Origin of the sequence: Culturomica sp., from assembly GCF_003524185.1 — a bacterium.
Classification (GTDB): domain Bacteria; phylum Bacteroidota; class Bacteroidia; order Bacteroidales; family Marinifilaceae; genus Culturomica; species Culturomica massiliensis.
Genome location: NZ_DOED01000042.1, coordinates 1 through 22,702, shown reverse-complemented (window position 1 = coordinate 22,702; position 22,702 = coordinate 1). Strand labels below are relative to the sequence as shown.

3 protein-coding genes are annotated in these 22,702 nt (G+C 49.1%); all 3 read right to left on the bottom strand.

Annotated elements, in window-relative coordinates:
- Positions 1-11: 11 nt before the first annotated feature.
- Positions 12-3,074, bottom strand: a complete 3,063-nt coding sequence (locus tag DD657_RS13975) for an SUMF1/EgtB/PvdO family nonheme iron enzyme (RefSeq protein WP_287050513.1) — start codon at positions 3,072-3,074, stop codon at positions 12-14.
- Between the two features lie 76 nt (positions 3,075-3,150).
- Positions 3,151-22,029: an immunoglobulin domain-containing protein gene (locus DD657_RS13970; RefSeq protein WP_287050511.1), complete on the bottom strand. Its 18,879-nt coding sequence runs from the start codon at positions 22,027-22,029 to the stop codon at positions 3,151-3,153.
- Positions 22,030-22,085: 56 nt separating this feature from the next.
- On the bottom strand, positions 22,086-22,702 hold a 617-nt coding region (locus DD657_RS13965; RefSeq protein ID WP_287050510.1), incomplete at its 5' end, for an FISUMP domain-containing protein.

Genomic DNA, 22,702 nt, shown 5'->3' with positions numbered 1-22,702 from the left:
CGCAATATAATTTATTTTCTTACTTTATAACAACGTATCGGGTGTTTTCCTTCCGTAACCAGCGGATTTCCTACGGTCGCATCCATTTCAAAAGACATAACACTAAAATAAGGATCCGCCGTATCGTAGCTGATATTAACATACCAACCGTTCGAACCCTTCAGCCACCAGCCACCTAAATTACCGTCGGCAGGAGGTACCCCCATCCCTGCCATAAAATTATCGAGTCCCGGTGCATACAAGCCCGGATTATACCCCGTCTTGCATGAATCTGCTTCACTTACATAATCCTGTGTAGCCGGATCGCCGCACAAAGATTCACCCTGTGTCGCATAAAAACGCCACAGCACATCCCACATCTGCTTCGTCGGAATAGCAAATCCCGGCGGGCACAAATTATCTCCGTTGGCCTGTATCTGTTTCCACGTATACATTCCTCCGGTAGAAGCACCGTTTACAAACACTTTCGAATTCACCATCATCCAGCAATATCCGTCCGGTTGTTGTGCTACAGCATAGGAATTTCCGTCATTATCCGTTACTGTAGCCGGACAAGCCAATCCGGCCACCCGAACCGCCAAATCCAGGATTTTTTCAAACGTACAGGCCCCCAATGTCACGGTTACCCGCACTTTACAGGCTCCGCCGTCATTCAAAGGAATCTCGGAAGTCAGATCGGTCCGGTTAACCGTCACGATATCTTTCGTTACCCCTGTCTGATTGGACAACAAATGCCACGTACTCTTCGACTCCAACCTCCATTCCACTTTTACATCTCCGGCAACTCCCAGATCCGTCTGTAAAGTAACCGAAGAAACATACGGGTTCATCTCCATATAGCTGTTGCCTCCGTTAATGACATAGCCCGGTACGACTACCGTTACCTCGTTTCCGTATGACTCGGCATGTGAAGCAATACTTTGCCGCCGGAATTTATAAGTGTGATACAATGTCTCATCTACCAGGCAGGTATTCAGAGTCCGGTTCTGGGTATTACTGTTGGGCAAAGCCTCCCAACCTGCTCCCTCATCGTTCATTTCCCACAAATAAACAGTAGAAGCCGGGGTATCGTCTCCCGGCTCAACTTCCGTAATCACATACGGCTGAGCAGCACATATAACGGCCGTATCGGGATTTCTCCCCCCCTGTCCTTCAATTTTTCCGGTAAGGATTGATTTCATCGGCACACTGCGTCCTCCCCGGAAACCGGAATAAGCATAACGCAATTCATCCGGCAAAGCCCTGGCATATACCGTATCTCCACGATACGACACCGCCATATTGTCGGCCACCAGCAAAGAACTGCCGGCACCTAAGGCTTCCGAAGCAAAAGAACCGCCTTTCAGGATAAAGTTTTCTTTCGCAGCCGGCCAGTCCATTACCGGCCAGGGAATCGTTACATCCTCATCTACTACGATACGACATCCTAAATAACTTCCGCAATATCCGGATTTCGACTGCCGGACGATGGTTGTCATCCGGTTGCCTTTTTTATTGATGGTCTGCATCGGAAGACTTTTGGAAGCAATCACCGTATAATTTCCATGTCCGACATCAAATATCCCATAAACATGTACCACCGTATCCGTCCGCCAGGAAGCCACAGACGACCATATATTCCCATCCCCGAAAACTTCCCCGTTGAAATTTTTTCCCTGCCGGGCATTGTAGTAAACCTCGGCTAAATTCCCCGTCATTTCCATAATACCCCATTTGGAAGCACCGGCTTTATAGATATCGGAAGTCTCCGTCGCAAAAGCCCCGCATCTGACCGGTCCGAGATTGTGCACTTTCGGGCCGTTCATACGACCGGCAGTGGCAGCATTGGCGATCAATACTTCCTCGTCTTCCGCATTGTCATTTTTCACGGTCGAAGTATTCCAGGCCTGCAAAGAAGCAAAATTAGGCGAGCCCCACGCAAAAGAGCGGTCATTGGCCCCAATAGCCGGATTCCGTTGACGGCATCCTTTTTCATATTCCATTTCACTGTGCGGACGCAAACCCGCCCAATCGCAATAGGCCCGGACATCATCGGGCGTCAGGTAATTACAGGCCACACTTTTTCCGTCGGCATCCGAATTGATCGGATTATCCCCGTTCAGATCGAAACCGAAGATAACGGCCGTATCGTGTGTACGGAACCGTTCCTGCAAAATGATACCGTTCCGATAATTCGGCAAATCTTTTTTTCCGAAAGCAAATTGCCCCGGAGCCAGATTGTCCAGGTCATTTCCGATACGCTTTTTCTGATCGGTATAGGTAATCCGGTTCAGAAAATTCACATACTGTTCCTGCGACACCTCATACTTCATCGTATAAAATCCGGTATAGCCCGTCGGATACAAATCCGGCACCACCCATCTGTTCAGTACTCCCCTGTCTGCCGTCGCTCCCATAATATGCACCTTTACCTCATCGTCCGTATTTACATAAAAAGCAGAGTTGCATTCCTCGGAAACGAAAGAATAAGGAGAAATCCGGTCCCCCAGGTAATAAGGCCCGTTAGGGACATACACCATTTCTACCGCCTGTACGGAAACCTCTATCTTCCCCTGACGGATATCCTCTACCGTTACGTCGTAATACAGATTCAAATCCCCTTGCTTGAAATCCCATTCCAAAGACACCCGGGGAATGTTCAGATTCCCGTTTCCGGGTGTACGCCGGAATAAAAATACCCCCGCTACCTCCTGCTTGGATGTCATCTGTGTCGGCTGATAATTTCCGGCATATATGACGTCCATCCGCAACAAATTGATGTTCTCCGTTTTTACCGGCAAAAATTCCATCGCCGGGACATTTCCTCCCCCCGTCACCCGGTGTCCGTCCTCTTTCAGATAAGCATGATGCCACGGCTCATTCACTCCTACCCGTCGGTACTTTACGAATAAATACACGGCATCCCAACTCTCGCTTTCCCGCCAGGAATGCTCCCAGGACAACGGGAACGTAATCAATGCCGTATTCTCCGTAATAGCCTGAACTTTCGCCTCGCCCCGGATACGAACATCATTACCGGTTGCCGGCCGTAACCAGACAATCAGCAATAAGATTGCAGTTATTATTTTTACCATAATTATGGGAAATATTATAAAATATTGACATTTTCTTGCAAATTTACTAACATTAACACATTTTTCAAAACATATGCTAATTTATTATCTCCGAAAATTTATCCCGGTTGTTATAAATTTTAGACATATCGTCCCGTTCCGCTCCTGCCGGGTCCGGATAAAGTTTTCCGTCCGAAGAGGAAATCTGCGGAATCGTAACGAATCCGTCGAAATTCACGTCTGCTTTATAGTATCCGAATTCATGGATCGCCTTCCAGATACTTTCATTCGCATTGTTTATGGTTATCAAAGCATTGTCGAATACATCCCCGACACACATTCCGAATACCGAGACGGAATTGATCTGGCCCAACCAAACGACATGCAGCGTTACATCCCCTTCCTTAACATAAATATTCCCCAGCATACGCATATCCATCAGTACAGCTTCGTCACGGGTCATCGCCAGAGTAACCGGCAAGGCAGAACCGATAGCCAGATGGTTCCGGTGTTTAATGACCATATGATATTTCGTATCGAAATCGACATTAGGTATGGGCAAGGCTTCGCTTCCCGTTCGGTCGACCACCGTTCCGTCATCCAACAACAGGAATTGACCGCTGAATGCCTTTTCTCCGTTGACGCTGTCTTTCCTCAATTCAAGCGTAACCCAATCGACACCTTTCCGTTCGCCCAATGCCGGCCATTTATTCCCCCACTGGGCATTGGGAACCTTATTGTTGGTCCACAACGTACTGGCCATTTTCTTTTCATCTTTGCGATAAGCCCCTTCCAGAAGCACTTTCGTCTTGATAAAGACGGTATCCAATACGGTAACCGTACGTACAACCGTCTTCCGGCCCGGACAATAGGCATCTGAAACCGTAAAACGGTAAGTTCCGGCTTCCGTCGACTGGAAGAGACGCGCATCTGTCGTCAGTTTCAATTTCGAACTTGTACCGACAGACCCGTCCAGACGGGTGTATTCGACATAACTGTTCCACGGCTTGGTCCCCAACTCGTTCGGCATATATACCATAAAGCTCACAATCTTATTGGAAACAGGAACCACGAAATTTTGAATCGTTTCGTCCTCGTTATTTCCCGTCACAATCGGATGCCTGCCGGTTACCCGGAATCCCGGTGATTTGCGGCAATTCAATTTCAGCGGCTCATCGGCCGGTTTAACAACACAACCGTGCTTGTCCGTAATACTGATCAATTGATACGTACGATATGAATCCGAAGAATTCATCGTCTCATCGTAACTGAGCGCGTAAGAAATCGCATTATCCATCGTATTGCTCAACGACGTAGGCCGACCGATCATCTTTCCGTTGACATCATAAGCAATGGCCCGGATCGTAAAATTAAAGGCACCGGCACCGTTGGCTTCAAGTAACAGATCAGCTTTACCGCCGTGACAAATATCCGGAGTACTCAAACTCAATTTCGGTTCCGGCAGCTTATCCAACCGGAGATAAATCTGAGCCGAATCGGCACATCCCGCAGATGTCTCAGCCCGGTACACCACCTTATACCTTCCCGCAGCACCGGACAGGATATTATCGTCGCTCAATTTACCGTTGAGGTAGAATTTACCGATAGAGGCATCCGGATAAGGCTGCAGCAAATCCACCAGATTCACCTGTTGACATTGTCCGAAAACGGTATCCGTCACATTTCCGATACGTGTGCCGTAAGGCTGCTGTATCACGAAAAGCACATCCTCGCCCCGGACAATACCGGCACATGCATCCGGGTCCGTAAATTGAGAGGCAGAGGCAATATAGAATTTCTGATCGGTAATTACATTCAGTTCGAAAATCGTATCGTTGGACCAGATCTCAACCGGTAAACTTCCCAATTCAGGAGCCGTATTTCCATCTCCCCTGCGCCGGATATCGATCCGCCACGGAGCTTCGCCTCCTTCCACTTTGACCCTCAACCGAACGGACTCGCCGCGGCAAACCGTATCCCGGCCAACATGGTCCAAAGAGACATAGAACAAGTCATGCGGCTGTACGGTCACCATCACCTCACTCTCTGCGGCATAACATTTCGTATCCGTCGTAAAGATGTCGAATATCCGGTACACTCCTTCCCGGTTCAATCTCAGGGTATCGCTATCGGAACCGGCAACAGAATGCAACACCTTTTCCTCCCCTTCGCGGGCCACATAATAATCCCAGCGGGTACAGGCCGGGACAGTCGTAGATACCACAACCTTCGCCACATCATCGGGGCAAATATAAGCCAGCGTCCTGTTCGTCCTCAGATCAACCTCCCGGTCTACCCGGACAATCACCGTATCCGTCAACACATAACCGCAACTGTTTTCAACCATACACCACAACCGGCAACTATCGAAATCATAAGACAATTTCTCCATCGTACACTGCGCTTCCGACTCGATCTCACCTTTCTCCAGATAACCGACACGCTCGGCAACAGCGGAATTCTTCTTTATCGCATACCAATTGTATTTCAAATCCCCGCCCCGGGCTTTCATTTTCACGCCCAGCGTACTGTTTTCACAATACGGATTGTCGGCCTTCGGCTGAGTGACGACTGTCGGAATCGTGTCGATATGTAAATTCACATCTCCGGAAGTAACCGTACTGCAGGTATTGCTGACAACACAATAGAATACCCCCGTATTGGCCACTTTTTTCTCAATCTGCAACGTATCGCTGTTACCGGCCGGTATTGTCGTGCTTCCACTCCGTTTAAACCACCGATAGGTATTATAGGAAGGCAGGTTTTGTACCGGGTCCCGGATAATGACTTCCGTCTTTCCTTCTCCCGAGCACACACTGACTACGGAATCTTTCACAAAATTTGCCAGTTTCACCGGTTTATCGATATATATATCATGTACCTTCGATCCCCCGCCGCACTTGTTCCAATAGTTCACCTCTATAAATCCGCCTTCATCCCGGGCTGTGGTATTGATGGAATAAGTCAGCGCATTGGTATAGCCCGGATCAACAATATTCCGTTTTGCCCACGTTGTATAGATACGCGATCCGGCCTCCGGATCCGCAGCCGGTTCGAACTGCACGTTCAATTGTAACAAGGAGCCTTCACAATAATGCTTGCTGTCCACAGGCAGAACTGTCGGACGCAATGTATCGTCAACATACAATCGGACAAGATTGAATTCCTTCTCTTTACAAGCATTACGCGCCAATACTTTATACGTACCCGCCTCAGCATACGTAACCGAATCGATCTGCAATTTCTGATCCTGCTTACCGCTGATCAGCCGGTCATTCCGGTACCAATACAGCGTATCCCGGCTCTCGATATTCAATTCGAATGCCGAACCGGCACAAAGGGTATCGGTACGATAAGTAAAGCCCGTCACATCCGGTTCCCGGTTGAATTCCAGCCGTACCGTATCGAACAAAGCACCGCAACTGTTCCATGTACAGCAGACATAGTCTCCGGCATCTGCCGCTTCGGTTACATTTTTCAACGTCAATACGGGCGTTTTGGCCAGAGTATCCGTTGATCCGGCCTTGTACCAGAAATAGTTTTCACCGACTGCCAGACTGGCCAGTTTGACACTGTCGCTTGCCGTGCCGCAGACCATCTTATCGACCATCTTCTCCGGCATACGAACGACTTCCCGCACCGATACCGTTATCGTATCGATGTCGATGCTCTTACAATAATTGGAGACGGTACATTCATAAACGCCCATATCCGCCATCGTCACGCTGTCGATCACATAAGAAGAAGAATTGCCGACAATTTCCCCTTTCACAAGCACATCCCCCTCGTCCGTATGAACAATACGGTCGCGCGACCTCCACTCGTAATGCAGCAAGCAGCCGTAAGCCTGAATTCCCAGTACAGCCAATTCACCCGTACAAACGGAAACGTCATGCGGCTGTTTGATCAATTGGGGCGGATTAACGGCAACGATATTCACCGTTCCGGACATTTCTACCTGGCACTTACCGTCGGTAGCCACTACTTTATATTCATTTCCGATATCACTGTTCTTATCACAGGTTTTACCCAGCAAGTTCGACCATTTCAGCTTACCGCCGCTGGTTCCCGTCAGGGTCTGTCCCGGTACCGGATTATTGTTACAATACAACTGATATGTCACCTGATCGGACTGGCTGCTTTCCAATATCACAGAACCTCCCGGTGCTGCCGGCATTCCGTCGGCACCCAAATAACAATATCCGTCGTTCTCTGCAATCAGCCGGTATCTCTCAAGTTTAGAAGCCACATACAAATGCACCTCTGCCCCCATCCGGGCTTCTGCCCTGATCGTCTCCCCGCTCGCCACATCCAGAATATCCTTGGAAGCGATGACATAATAGTAGCCCGTATCACACTGTGAACCGAAATCGATCGTCTTCCCCGAACCATCGGCCGAAGCCACAAAGTCTACCTTTTCACCCGCACGGCGGAACAACTCGTAATGCGTGCCCTTTTCACTACCGGAAAGGCGGAGCTTACGACATTCTCCCGCCTCACACATGTAAGGCGTACCGATAACCTCCAGATCGAACTCTTCGACCCCGACCTCTTTCACGACAATACTATCGACGGCCACACATTTGAATGCCCCCGGTCCTGTCTGGAAAGTCCATACCATATATGTCCCGGCTTTATAACGGATACCCGTTGTGCTCAAATTGACAGCATCCCCGTATTCATTGGCAGCCGCATAGTAAATCGTCTTATTCGGATAGTCCTGTTTGGTACCGATCTGATAATATACTCCCGGACTGGTCGGTCGGGGTATCGTAATCTCAACCCCGTTTCCTCCCTTTATATAAGTATACTCCTTAATCACATTCAATTCCGGTTTCGGATTCAGAACGACATTCAATTCGCCGTCAAGCATAGCCGTACAGGCATCGGATACCCGGGCCAGTACTTTATAGTTACCGGGCTCACTCACCTGAGCAACCACCAGCGATTCCCCTTCTCCGTATGCCGAATCCCGCTGAACCACATCGTTCTTTACCAAATGGTATTTCACACCGGCCTGCGGTTGCAATACAACCACCTCATGGCTTTCCCCTTCACACAACTGCCCGTCCCAATCCGTAGCAATCGAACGTACTTCGGGAGCCAGACTCATACACCGGGCCGGATATTCGGCATCGCACTTCCGCGTTTTACTGGTAGCATACAATGAATAACATCCGATTTCCGTCTGAGGCTTAAAGCTCAGATTACTCGTCGGAGCATCCCCGCGTATCGTATCTACGGGATGTCCGTTTACCATCAGATAGTAATCCAGCAAAGGCACACGCGGCTGATATAAACTTATCGTAATGGAACTCCCCGCTTCCACACAGATATCTGTACCGACGACATGCGGATTCTCCGTTGTACGGTCCTTAATCAACCGGAGTGAGTCGATAAAATATGTACACTGGGAAGTATCTACCGTCGCATACAACATCGCTACCCGCTGATTCGTATTCATCGTTACCGATCCCAGATGCAATTCGGATTTTCCGTCTCCGATCGCTTCAAAGATTTCTCCGCCGAAATTCAGGGTATAAGTAACCCCTCTTTCACTGGTGCCTAAATTGAAATCATAACTGTCCTCGTCACAAACGACACCGTCCCTGTAACGTTTCAGACTTACCTGCTGCGGAGCAGCCGCATCATATACCCAGGCCGTATCCATAGCAATGACGGAATCACATGCATTGGAAGCATACAGAATATACCGGCCGGAAGGCAACCGTTTACCGCCGATCTTATTCCAGGTGAGCTCGACATAAGGTGCTCCCTCCTTCTTCTCCGATACCGAAGTTTCGTTGGCGATATAATATTTCCAGTCGCGTTCCGTCTTGGTTGCCGTAATCGTCACTTCTCTTGCCGATGCTTCCCCGCTACAGTTATAACCATCTACTTTCAACTCGGCATTGGCCGGACGGTCGTACAATACGACACTGCCGTCCATCCAGGCGGAACAGGTTCCGTCCCCTTTCACGGCATACACCGTATAGTTACCCGGAGTCTTATATTTTTTAAAGTTAACCCCTGTCTGCGAAGCCGTTACCGGACCTTCCACCTGATAGAAACCATCCATATAGAGGTAATACTTCACACTGTCTCCTTCATATCCGCCGGAAAGCGCCACCTGTACCTCCGTAGCACAATCCCCGCCTCCGTTTGCATTGACAATCGGATAGACTTTCGGTTTGGTCAGACGGCGGATAGACATTTCCGCTACGACATCGGCACACTGATTCTCGATATAAGTACCGGTCACGAAATAGTCACCTGCCGGCAATGCCTTGTAATATCCGGCACTGACACCGTACAGGGTATCCAGAGCCTGACTGTTGGCTTTATTGTACAATACATATTCGGCCGTCGTTTTCAACCCGGCAAGATACAATTCACATCCCGTCTCCTGTATATCGGCATCCTGGCAATAATCACAATCGGACACCTCTGCTTTAGGCGGCACATCACTGACGGTAAACGTATCGTAATATTTTTTCGCACACAACCCTTTATACGCCATCTCTATCTTATAATGACCGGCCGGCTTCCGCCCGACGAACTGTATACGCCCGCCGTTTCCGTAAATGGTATCCAAATAGGTATCCGTATCCGTATTTTTTAACATGTAATATACATGCTCCTCGGAATTGCTTATCGTAATCTCATTCGACCCGGCAGCACACAAAGCCCCTTCCGGCACTTCGACATCCAACCGGACATTCGGGAACGGATATTCCTGAACGGTAAAGGTATCCGTCGTCCAGCACCCTCCCCACAATCCGATACGCTCGCTCTTAAATACATAACGACCGGCCGGAACGGTCTTGTTAAACACCGTTGCCGAAGTCATACTATCGACAGGCACTCCGGTATCGGCATTTTTCAAGGTATAGAGTACGCCGTAAGTCTGTCCGGAAATATGCACCTGCACTCCTTTCTCATTCTGACAATATTCCAACTGTCCGACAATCGAATCCTGCGGTACGCTGTTCCGTACGGTTGCGGTCAAAGGTTCTGACGTACAGGTAGTCAACGGATCGTATGCCACCAACGCATATTCTCCGTTGCTGACATTCCGGATCAACGTATCGCCGGCAAAAGCTTTCACCTGATAGGATTCAGTCATTCCGGCCAAAGTATATTGATAATCGGATTTTAACCCGGTCAACTGAATCGAGGAAATCCGATCCGGCTGGCAATCGATTACCTGCATCGTATTCTCTGCCAATACCGGCAACGCAATACCCGGGAATTCGAAAGCACCCCGTTCCACGGTACAATTTTCCCGTCTGGCAGACACATAATAATCCGATCCGGCAGGCACCTCGGCAAATACCATTTTACCGTCGATATCCGTCCCTTTATATCCGGACTTACCATCCAGCGTATACAGCGAATAAACGGCATTTCCTTCCCATTCCTCCAGATACAACATCGCCGTATCTCCCTCGCACTTATTGGTAACAATACCCTGCAACTCCCCGATCAACGGAGCCGCAGCAGCCGTGATCTTGTCTTTCAATTCCCGCGTACATCCGTCCCTCTCTGCCGATACGGTATATACTCCGCTGCCGACTTGTGCAATATCCCATTTCACTTCCGCATCCCCGGGCAATACCGTCATCCCGGCATCCACTCCGTTGTATTTCAGCATATAGCTGGAACCGCTCTCCGGTTGTTTCACCACGATCGACATCAGACTGTCGATACAAGCCTTCCCTTCATAATCCAGATTTACCAACGCCGGTAACGGCCGCTCCGTAATCTCGATCGTATCCAGCATAGGCAGATTGCAATAGTCCGTCCGTATCCGGTAAGTACCGCTCTTATAGCGGCCTCCGAACAACATGGGACCGGAACCGATACCGGACAACTGAACACCCTGCACATCCTTGAAATTTTCTTTAACGATATCCCAGGTCTGCAGATAATAAATCACGCCTTCCTGTGTTCCGGTTATTCCGAATTGTACACCTTCGTCTCCTTCGCAATAACTCAGGACATTCCCTTCCGTATAGATCTTATAGAAAGTCGGTAATTCCCGGATATGATACCGATGGCTCATCACACTTTCGCAACCTTCGGCATTCCGGGCCCGGATGGAATAAATACCCAGGTCCTGATAATAGCCGAAAGTCAGCTTACCGCCCCCCTCCAATGTTTGCAACGGTTCCGTATCATCATCCTTGTACAAGGAATAGGTTACGCCCGTAGCTGAAGTGGCCAGACCCATCAAATGAGGCATTCCGATACATCCGAGTGTATCGCCGAGCAAAGTCATGTCCGAAGGCGCATAGGAAATCCCCACATTGAAATACCCCTTGGCAGCCGAACAGGTTCCGGCATTGGCATAAATATCAAACTCGTTACCGCTTGTTCCGGTCACCTGAATCACACCATTATAACAGATCGTGTCGTCTTTCAGGTGCATAAAATCGCCGATCTTATTCCCCAAGGCATCACGCAACTCATATTTAACCAACGGATCAGCCCCCACCGCAATGATCTCCCCGCCGTCAACCCCGGCTTCATTGTTACAATATTTAAAAGCCGTCTTCGGCAATGTCAGGCTTCCAGGATCGGCAATAACCGTCAATCCCTGCACGGTATCGCTACATTGCACACTCGGGTCGTAAGCCACCAGGAAGTAATTTCCGACAGTAACCGGATCGGGCAAAATCAGAGGGAAATCTTCCGAGCCCCCGGCTTCTCCGACGATCTCGTTTACATTATCTTGCTGGTAAATCGAATACCTCACTCCAAACTTCGGATTAACGATCTTCACACGAATGGCCGTCTCACTGATACAATGATCGTGCATACCTTCCACCAACGGATCGATAACCGGGCGGGGCTTGGAATTGATATCCGCAAACCGGGCCATCGTATCGATACACCGATCCAAGGCAGCAACAACCTGATAATGTCCTGTGCCGTATGTTCCCCTGAATTCCAACCGATCTCCTGTTCCGGTCTTCTGTTCCACAAACACCGGATTTTGTCCGGCAATCTTGCTGCCTCTCAGCAAACGATAGGTAACATCGGTTTCCGAATGGCCGAGATATAGCGTATCCTTCCGCTCTCCCTCACAATATTCCGTAAAATCACCAGTCCTGAGGGTATCGCGCTTCGGAGCCCGTCTGATCTGGAATACAGGAGTAGTAAATACACACTGTGTATTTCCTTCGACCTCCGTATAATTCTTCGTTGCCTTCAACTGGTAATAACCGGCATGTTCTGCATCTGCATAGGCATTAACCGGGAAAGAAGCAGCGTTGCCGTCACCCGTCACCTGCCCCCTGGAGGCATAAGCCACCGTTACCTGGGGACGCCAGAACAATTCATATACGACACCGGCTTCCGTACCCGAAAGTCTGACAGCCGTATCCGCTCCCGGAACAACACAGGTTAACGAACCGTTTTCCAGGAATACATCCGGTTTTTTACGTACCCGTATCCACACCGTATCGAGTACTTCCTGTATATGGTCTTTATAGACAGATTGCACCTTCAGAGTGACAAAGCCGTCCTGATTACCGTTCCGGATATATGTAATTTTACTCTTATGAGCCACAGGAATGCTGTCCGTATAAAAATCATCCGTCCACGAGTAAACGTAATCTCCGCCGCCGCCGGTTACAAAAGCACACAAACTGACATTGTCCCCCTCGCAAAGATACAAGGTATCGATCGGGGTAAAACAATCCGAAGCCCTTAATTCTGCCGCCAACTCCTGTCCTTCCACATTTACCTGCACCATCCCTTCGGCCGAGCAATAGTCGTCCTGTACGGTAACGGCATACAATTCACCCTTTGTCAATATCTCCGTCATCACATCATACGAGCCTTCAATCGGCGTATATTTACCGGCAGGAGCCCAGACAACTTCCGGTGTTCCCATGGCATTCTCTATATTTACCCACAAATGAGCCTTCGTATTGACAATGATCAAGGTATCCGGTATAACGCTGATTTTTAATTTATTGGCGTCTATTTTAACCTCATTCCCCATATTTTGTATACACATATCGTGCGTATCCCGGGCAACAACATAATACGTCTCGTCTTTTGTCAGGGTCACCGGCCAATTCAGATACTTACCGTCTCCGAACATCGTATCCAGGGCTACACTTGAAGAAGCCGCATAAAGCCTGTATTCGGTTCCCGGCGTAGAGCCTTCCTGAACAACATAATGCCGCTCCCCGGTTTCTTCCTGACAGAACACCCGGTCGCCGCTCAACAGCCAGAGATCCAATTGAGGCAAGTCGACTACCTCTACCCGGCCCATATCTTTTTCACAACCGTAATTCGTAACGGCATGTACGGTATAGACACCGCCTTTCACTTTATCCCAAAGAATCAAGTTTCCGGACTCGGTTCTGCCGGTTGTTTCCCCGTCTTTATACAAAGTATATTGACAGGTTTTCTGACTATTGGCCAATTGCAACACCACATCACTCTCCATACCGTAACAGGCCGTCGTATCGCCGCCTACGGCAAACAAATCGTAAGCCACCGGATAAGGACGCTCAGCTATCGTATCGTTTTCTCCGATTTGCACCTCACAACCCGATACTTTATTTCTGGCAATCAACCGATAAGCATCCGGAGCAATATTCTCCCATACCAACGGAGCTCCCGTTCCCGGCAGCGGAGCCCGGAAGGTCACCCAGCCTTCCAACATCGCCAGTTTCCGGTAAACCTGCAACTCGTATTCCACATCCTGTGTTTCCGTCTGCGCCAGTTTCAACGAACCGTACTTTTCTCCGGTACACATCGGGTCTGAAACAAAGAAATCGAATTGCTGCGGTGTCGGCTTCTGATAAATGTATATTTCTCCCTGCATTGTAGCGGTACAGGTCGTCGTCCCTTTTCTGGCAGAAGCTTCCACATGGTAATACCCTGTTCCCCATCTGCCGAAAGTCAGATAAGGCGTGCTTACCGTATCCCCGTCGATTGTTCTCAGGGTCGTATATGACGTTTCATCCAGCTTATTCCTGCGCTTCAACGTATAAGTTACTCCCGTCTCAAACCCGCTGAGTCTGATTTCCCGGAAATCTTCGGCACAATAACCGCCGCCGCCCTGAATTTCATATGCAACGGGCGTAATCACTTCTACCGTTGTCTTGGTTGTAGCACCCTCCACACCGCTGCATTCATTCTGTATATAACAAGCATACTCTCCTGTTGCATCATGTGTCACATTAGACAGTTTCAGGGAAGAAGACCTCGCTCCGCTGATCGGCTCCCCGTTTTTCATCCATGTATAGGTAATCGGAGCCACCCCACTCGTACTGACCGAAAGAGTCAGGGTACTGCCGACACAAAGCTTCGCTGCCTGATCCGAAAGATCACGGGTAAAACGAGCCTTCTCTTTTATATTCAGATACACCTGATTACTGGAAGTCACACCCGGACAATCGTTCTGTAATTTCACATAATAGGTCCCCCGGTCGGCATATACCGCATTATTAATGGTCATATGCCAGGTATGTGTTCCGCTGAAATGCCCGTCGTCTGCCAATTGAGTATTTTCACGCACCCAGAAACACTTCACTTCTCCGGCATCCGACGTATAATCGATCTTCATCTCTACGGTAGCTCCCTCACAATAATTACCGCCGTCATTCAACTCGACAGGCATCGTAATTTTCGGACGGGATTTCGTACGTACCGTATATTGCTTGATCTGTTTTTCCGGACAGGAATGTTTAGCCCAGCAAATATAAACTCCGGCATCCGCCTCTTCCAGATTGGTAATCCGGTAACTGCTACTGCTTCCGGACAAGCGTACACCGTCTTTTTCCCAATAATATTGCAAGGTCGGAGTCGGATTCGTTACATTCCCCTGTGCCACCATCAGCAACGAATTACCCACGCCGGCACATACGGTCGTATCCACTAACTCGAAATCAGCCACAATGGGTTGCTCTACCGTCAAGCGGAAAAGCTTGCTCCGGGCAGAATCACACTGATTGGATACCCTCCACTGGTAATACCCGTCATCGAATGCTTCTACCATATTAAAGGTATAGCTCGGAGAGGTCTGCTCACGCATCATACGCCGTTTATCGCTCACATAATTTCCTTTATTATCGACATTTACCTGCCAGAGCGAATATTTATAGGTACCACCGCCTTCTACTTCCGTCACCACTTCGACACTTCCCCGGTCGCACACATAAATATCCGACGGCTGCTGTACAAAACGCGGAGCCTCCCAGATTTCCTGGAAAGTAGTATCGTAAGCCGAACCACAGAAATTTTCCGCCTGCACCATATAATAACCTTCATCCGACTCCTTGCACGGCTTCACCGTAAAGGAAGAATTATCGTAATCTACCTCCGGCTTGCGTTGCGAGAAATTGATACCGTCTTTCGAATAATACCATTTCCAATGCAGATTCGTTCCTTGTGCAGTTCCGCCGTGCGGAATATCCGCATTCGTAATAAAGGTAAATTCCGTCTTCTCACAAACCGGAGTACCGACAATCGGATAAGCCGACAAATCCGGTGTTCCTCCTTTGACAAGACGGATTTCCCGGCTGTACGTATACCCGTAATTGTTACGTATCTTGCAGCGATAACGGCCACCGTCATCAGTCAATATCGATTTAAAAATCAAACGGGCCGAATCCTGTCCGGAAACATGGGTATCTCCGACAACCGGCTGGAAAGTCTTCCATCCTCCCGTTTCAAAATATTTTTCCCAACTGTAAATCAGATTTTCCGATTCCAGCACAGACACCCACAATACAGCCGTATCGACATTACATCCCAGCAATACATCACACTGATCGAGAATCTGCGGCAGGTTGTTCGGCAACACATACCCGTCGTCATTACCACCGGCATAAGCCGTATTCTCACGCACATAGATCATTCCGTTCAGCTCTACCGTACATTTACCGGTTGTACTGACCGTATAAGCCATCGATTTGGTCAAAGAAGAAGCTGCCAACTCCAACGGATTGATATTGCGGTAATAATTACTGCCCACCAGCCAGGTCACCGGCTCCGTCGCCGAACCGTTCACTTTAGCCGTCATCGTCAACCCCTCTCCTTTTTTCAGGTGGTGGATTGTCTCCACTTCCAGGCGTGTCTTTACAACAGACACGGATACCGAATCGGTAACATAACAATCCCCGTCGGATACCACCAACCGATACACACCGTCTTCCTCAATCCGGGCCTCGGTTACCGGACTTACATAATTTTTCAGTCCTTTCCCACCCCACAAATAACTATAGGTAATATCCGGTTTCAATTGGGAATTGTCCGCTTCCAGGCGTATATCTTCTCCGTAGCAAACAGAGGTTTCGTCCACCTTAATCGAAGATTTGGGCAATTCCTTCACCTTCATATAGGCCCGCTCGGTCGTCAGCGTCTTATCGTTATTGACATCCGTAATGATACAATAATAATAACCCTCATCTTTCTTCGTTACCGATTCGAACTTACACAACGGAGAAGAAGGGAATTCCCGGCTCTCTTCACCGACCTTTACCCATTTATAGCGGTAAAAATCATCTCCGACCATCGGTACGTACAACGTTGCCACATTGCCCTCACACACTTCATCCGTCAATACAATCGGTTTACAATAGGCACCGGAACCTCCCGTCACAAAACCGTCGTCCTCTCCTCCGGAGAAGGTTCCCGTCGTCTTCACAAAAAAGCGGCAGGTATCGTATCCGATACAACGGCTGTCGTAACGCTCCACAATTGCAAAGCCATCGTCAATCACTCTGTACTTCAACGTATCACCCGGCTGCATTTCTACCATATAATCAGGGGCATTATTATAATAAAAACGCCACATAATCTCATCCCCGTCCGGATTATCCACGCCGATCGCCACATTCTCCGGTTTCGGTAAGAAAACCACCGGCTGCACGTAAATATCCGGCTCGTATATCTGCATATCTACCGTATCGTAGGTATAACATTCTCCGAGCGAAGCTTTGACAATGTAACGCCCTGAATTTCCCATCTTTGCCGTAATCTCATAATCACGGGCTGTAAATGTAATGCCTTCCCCAAACCATTCGTAAGCATAAACATCCGAACCGTTTACCTTCTTATTTTCCGTAGCCAGCGCACTGATCGTCTCCTCACTGCCCCGGCAGAAAATATCTTTCAACCGGTTGGCATTGGGTACGGAGATTTCAGCCAACGGACCGTTGATCATGGTGACGGTAGCCGTATCCGTACTGACCGTCTTTTTAAAATTATCCTTGATCGAAGGATCGGCTACAATACAATAATACTCGCCGGCATCGTCCATACTATTTGCCCGCAACACCAAAGTAGACTCTTCACTCAATACGGTCCGGCTTTCATCGCCGACCTTATACCATTTGTAATTCAACACCCGTCCCAACTCAGCCGTATACAGCGGAATAACGATATCCCAACCCCGGCATACATCCAGTTTATTTTTCAGCAACCCTACTTTCAATTCCAGATCCGAAGCGACAAAACCATCGTCCTCACCCCCGCCGAAAGTCTGCGGATACTTGACAAACACTTCGGTCGTATCGAATCCATAGCAACTTCCCTGTTGGAAGCATACGATAATACGGGTGTCTTCCGTTACGTTGATAACGGCAGGATTGTCCGATGTCAGGGAAGTACTCGGATACACCCGCTTATGCCAGGTAAAATTCCCCGTCCCGTTGGCTTCTGCCTGAATCGTTATATTTCCCGATGCCGCCAACTGATAAGTCGCGGGAATCCGCACTTTCGGAGAGGATATATTGAATTTAACATGCACGGTGTCCTGACAGCCGTCTTCTCCATCCTTCACCGTCAGTAAATAAACACCGTCCCTCAACGGCCGGGCTTTGATCACCTCCTCGCTCATCAATTCGAAATTATCCCCCGACCAGGTGTAGGTCACCCCGGAAAACTCCCCTTCATTTTCCAAACCTCCGAACAATACCGTCTCGCTTCCCAAACACGTATTCCAATCGGTCGAACCGTCTTTCTGCTCAATCTTAGCCACCGGACCGTTCTTAATAAGCACCTGGATGGAATCCGTATAATACATTTTCGGTTTACTGTCTTTCAAATCTTCCAGGTCCGAAATAATACAGTAATATTTTCCGGCCTGATCAAATCCCATATAGTCGATATCGAGTTCCGCTGCCGTACCCAATTCCGGACCGACATGTCCTTCCGTATCGTCTTCCACCCGGTGCCAGCTATAAGTATAACGTCCCAAACCGCTGATACCCGCCTTCAAAGACAGGCGGTTGTTAAGACATAAATGCAGGGTATCTATGGTCGGCTCAAGCCACACGTTGGTGGATACTTCCAATACGCTGAAACCGTCATCTTCCCCTCCGTAATAGGGTTCCAACTGACGTACCCGGATATAACAGGAATCATAAACGGTACATCCGTTTCCATCCGTCGCCCGGGCAATCGCCCAACCGTCCCGGGCCACACTGATCCGGTCGCCGCTACCGGGAATCAGAGCGTTCGTGGCTGTTTCCCGGAAACTCCATTCTACCGTAGTTCCCTGCGGGATATCGGCATTGACCTTATAAGAAGCATTGGGCGCCGGTAATTGCACACGGTCGGGCAATCCGATTACGGGGGAATTTACCTGTATCGCTACCGAAGCCGTATCCGAACAACCTTCATTGCTGACCCGTACCGTATATACGGCATCGGCCTGAGGCGAAACGGTAACAATCGCATCCGTTGCATTCTCTGCTGTAATGCCCTCTCCGGTCCAATGGTAAGTAACAGCTCCACCGGCTCCGTCAGCCGAAGCGCTGGCATCCAACGAAACTTCCCCGTCAATACAAACGACTGTTTGAGTCGGCGTAATCTGCGCTATCGGACCGATCCCCACCTGCAACAGTAAGGTATCGGAATACAGCACTCCCGTTCCGTCGGCAGTCCCGTCCAGCCCGGAAGCCGTACAGAAATAACGGCCGCCGTCGTCCCGTTTCACATTAAACGTATATTCGGCTCCTTCATATATCAATTGCGGATCACCTCCCGGTACGAACTTCCACCATATATAACTGAAATTCTCCACTTCGGGATAAAGGATACGGAAAGTCAACAAAGAATCCGGACAGGCATTGATTAACTGCAATTCTCCGGGGATTTTCGGTTTTACCCGGGAAAGTGTAAACCCGTCGTTCTCTCCTCCGTTAAATGTCGGAGCGAATTTCACAAACACCCGTGCCGTATCCCGCCCCATACATCCTTTCTCACTGGCGATAACCGTTACATAACCGGTGGAATCGAAGGTCATATTCACCTCTTTTCCTGTCTGCGCATCGGCGACACCGTTTTTTCCCCACTCAAAAGTCGAAACGGCTGTCTCCGCCCGGAAAGTAAGTTCTTTTCCTTTTTCCAGGGAAGTCAGTGGCGGATAAATTTTAACCTGAGGTTTCACAACCGGAATGGTAATCGTATCTTCCGACCAGCAACCTTCATTTTTTGAGGCCCGTAAGGTAAAATGCAAAGCATCGCCTACCTTTACCTTTATATTCGGAGTGCCTTGTCCCGACACAATACCTTCTCCCGTCCATAATAAAACGTCGGCAACTTCAGCACCGCTACCACCGAAAAGCGTAGAACTGTGGATATCGATGATTTCTCCGTAACAGGCCTGTGCAAGCCCGTCCCTGTCGATAATGGCCTCCGGACCTTCATCTACCGTCAAGGTCAGGGTATCGGAATAAATGATCGTAGCCGGATCTTCCGGATCGACAGCCACGCAATAATATTTTCCGTAATCATTGGCTCCGGCGTGAAATATCGTATAGGAAATACTGTCGCTCAAACCCGTCTGATCCGGAGCCCCGACTTTACGCCACTCGTATTTGTAATTATCATACCCCAGATTGTACACGGAAAGCGTAACATCCCGGCCGATACACACCCGGGGAACCGTAGACGTTACCCGCAGACTCGGATAGGATAAAGCGAAACCGTCATCCGGAGCCGCCGGATCTGCCGAAGGCACGAATTCCCGGATCATAACGATACAGGTGTCGTAAAAACTACACCCTTCTTTGTCCATTTTAACAACAACCAGCGAATCGCCTTCCTGAATATTCAGATAGGCTGTCGGGCCGTCTCCACTGCCCTCCTGTACGGCACGAGCCGGGTCGGCATTCGGATACCACGTCAGAATGCCGCCCTCCGGACGGGCAGCCACAAACTGCACCTGATCCGTAGCTTGCGGCAGAATCAATTGCGAAGCAATATCTATCGTACGTATAATGGTAGGGATGTAAATATCCGTTGTATCCCAGCAGCCGTCCATCCCTACCTCCAATTGGTAGAATCCGTTTACGCCCATTTTAGCCGTCAGTTCGGACGAATGCTGTCCACTGACGATACCGGAACCCGTCCAACGGTATTCAGTCATCGGAGATGCCTGTAAAACATCCCGTCCCTTCAGGGTTACCAAATAACCACCGCACTGTCCGGTCAGAGCGTCCGGTTCCGTTATTTCTGCGACAGGTCTGTATTTTACAACCACCTTTACGGTATCCGAATACACATAGCCGTCGGTTTCCACATCATAAGCCCGGCAAAAATACTTCACGCCGCTGACAGCCGTCACTTCTGCCGAAGCAATATGCATAATGCGCCCCGTATCTACCGGAGATACAGAAGCACCCTCTATTTTCATCCACTCGTAGGTATAACCGTCATATCCTCCGTATGCAACTTCCAGTGTCAACGGCTGACGGGCACAAAGAACCGTATCCGTCTGGATAATGTCCAGCGGTTTACGACTGATTACATAGCCGTCGTTAACGGATGTCGTATAAGCAATCTTAGGCAACCCGATGATCTGACAGGTATCGCTGTTGCTACACTGCAAAGCATCGGCTGTCTTTACCTCCAGAGCCACGACAGTCTTTCCCTTCACGGCCTTAAAAGTATAGCTTTTCGACGTAGCTACCCCCGCATTTGTTCCATTGGTCCAGGAATATGTGTAATTATCGCCGACAGCTGAAGATTGGAGCGTCACATTTTCCCCCTCGATAACATAACGGCTTTCCGGCAACAACACCTCGGGACGCACCATCGTCAACTCGACGGAATCTTCCCGCACACAACCGTTATTGGTAATCATCGCCCGGTAAACGGACGTATGCTTCAGGTTCACTTTCACCGCCGGATCTCCGGAATCGCCTTCCAAAGCATTCCCGGTCCACAAAAACCGGGCATCGGGCTGTCCGCTTTCCCCGTTTGCCACCGTAAGCGTTACTTCCGAGCCGTAACAGAAAGCAAAGGACTTAGCCGCATTATTGGTAACCCCGTTCACGGTGATCCCAACCTGCGGATAACCGGAAACCCGGACATCCAGGGTATCCGATAAAAACACAAAACCGTTGGTTAAATCTTCTACCTTACAGTAATACTCTCCCGCATCGGCGAGCTCCACCGGTTCGACGGTATAAAATTCAGCATGCCCGACGGGATCTGCCGAAGGCAGATGATACCAGGTATAGGCATATTGAAAAGTATCGCTCACCGCCACACCGTATTTTACGGTATCTCCCAGACAAAGACGGGTAAAGCCGTAAGCATTTACCTTGGTATCTATTACTTTGATTTCCAGCGTATCCGAAGTATAGACAGAACTGTGATCCGTATCGGTAACCAGGCAATAATAACGGCCGCTCTCGATAGCAGTCATATTGTTCAGACTCAACGTTTCCTCCGTCGAAAGGATTTCCGACCGCCCCAGCTTACGCCATGCCAATTTATAAGCCGGTCTTCCGTCAGCCTCAAATGCCAAATCCAAACCGAACTGTACATCGTCCCCTCCTCTGAACACCCGGTTTACAGGATCAGGAGTCAATGTCAGTTTTACGGAAGCGATACCGGTTGCACCCGCAGACCTTCCCTGCACCGGGCTTACATTCCCAGCCGACAAATGCGGTATTCCCCATACAAAAAACAATATGACCAAAAGCCACGCTTTCATTCTATCTTATTTTACAGATACGTTCATTCATTTATCACCTTTTCTCTCTTCGTCCCTCAATCTTTGACACAGCGGACACTGAAATAAAAATTAGTCCTCACCCGGGTCAATGCATTCCCATTGTTCGAACTTGTATTATCCAAAATATAATGGTGTACAGTCGAATGGAAAATCGTATTCGTCAGAGAAGCATAAGACGGATTTACAATCTTATTGATATTGAAAGCCACTTTGCCGTCCTCATCCATCCGCACATAATAAGGCATATACTGCATCGACCAACCCGTACTATTGGAATACCAATAACTCCACAATGTTCCGGTTGTCGTCGACGTCCACCACCAACCACGCTCACCAATATCATTATAACCGTTCCTCGAAGCAATGCCGGCTTCCGTCATATAACTGCCGCTATATGCATAAAACAAACCGCCTCCCGGCTGGGCATTAAAGCCTATCGTATTATCACCGATATTAGCTGCCGGATTGGTTTTTCCTCCCCAATAATTCAATTCTCCCTTAATCGCTTTTCCGTCAACAACCGAATTCGAAGCATCCACCGTTGTTCCTAAGGTCGCAAACAAATCGATCCACTCGTCATTTGTCGGCAAATGCCAGCCCGTAGGACAAATACCCTGCACACCGGCCCCAGCATCGTTCTGTGTCGCTGCCA

Coding starts and splice junctions, on each gene's coding strand:
- DD657_RS13975 (WP_287050513.1), bottom strand. CDS start 3,074: ATGGTAAAAATAATAACTGCAATCTTATTGCTGATTGTCTGGTTACGG.
- DD657_RS13970 (WP_287050511.1), bottom strand. CDS start 22,029: ATGAAAGCGTGGCTTTTGGTCATATTGTTTTTTGTATGGGGAATACCG.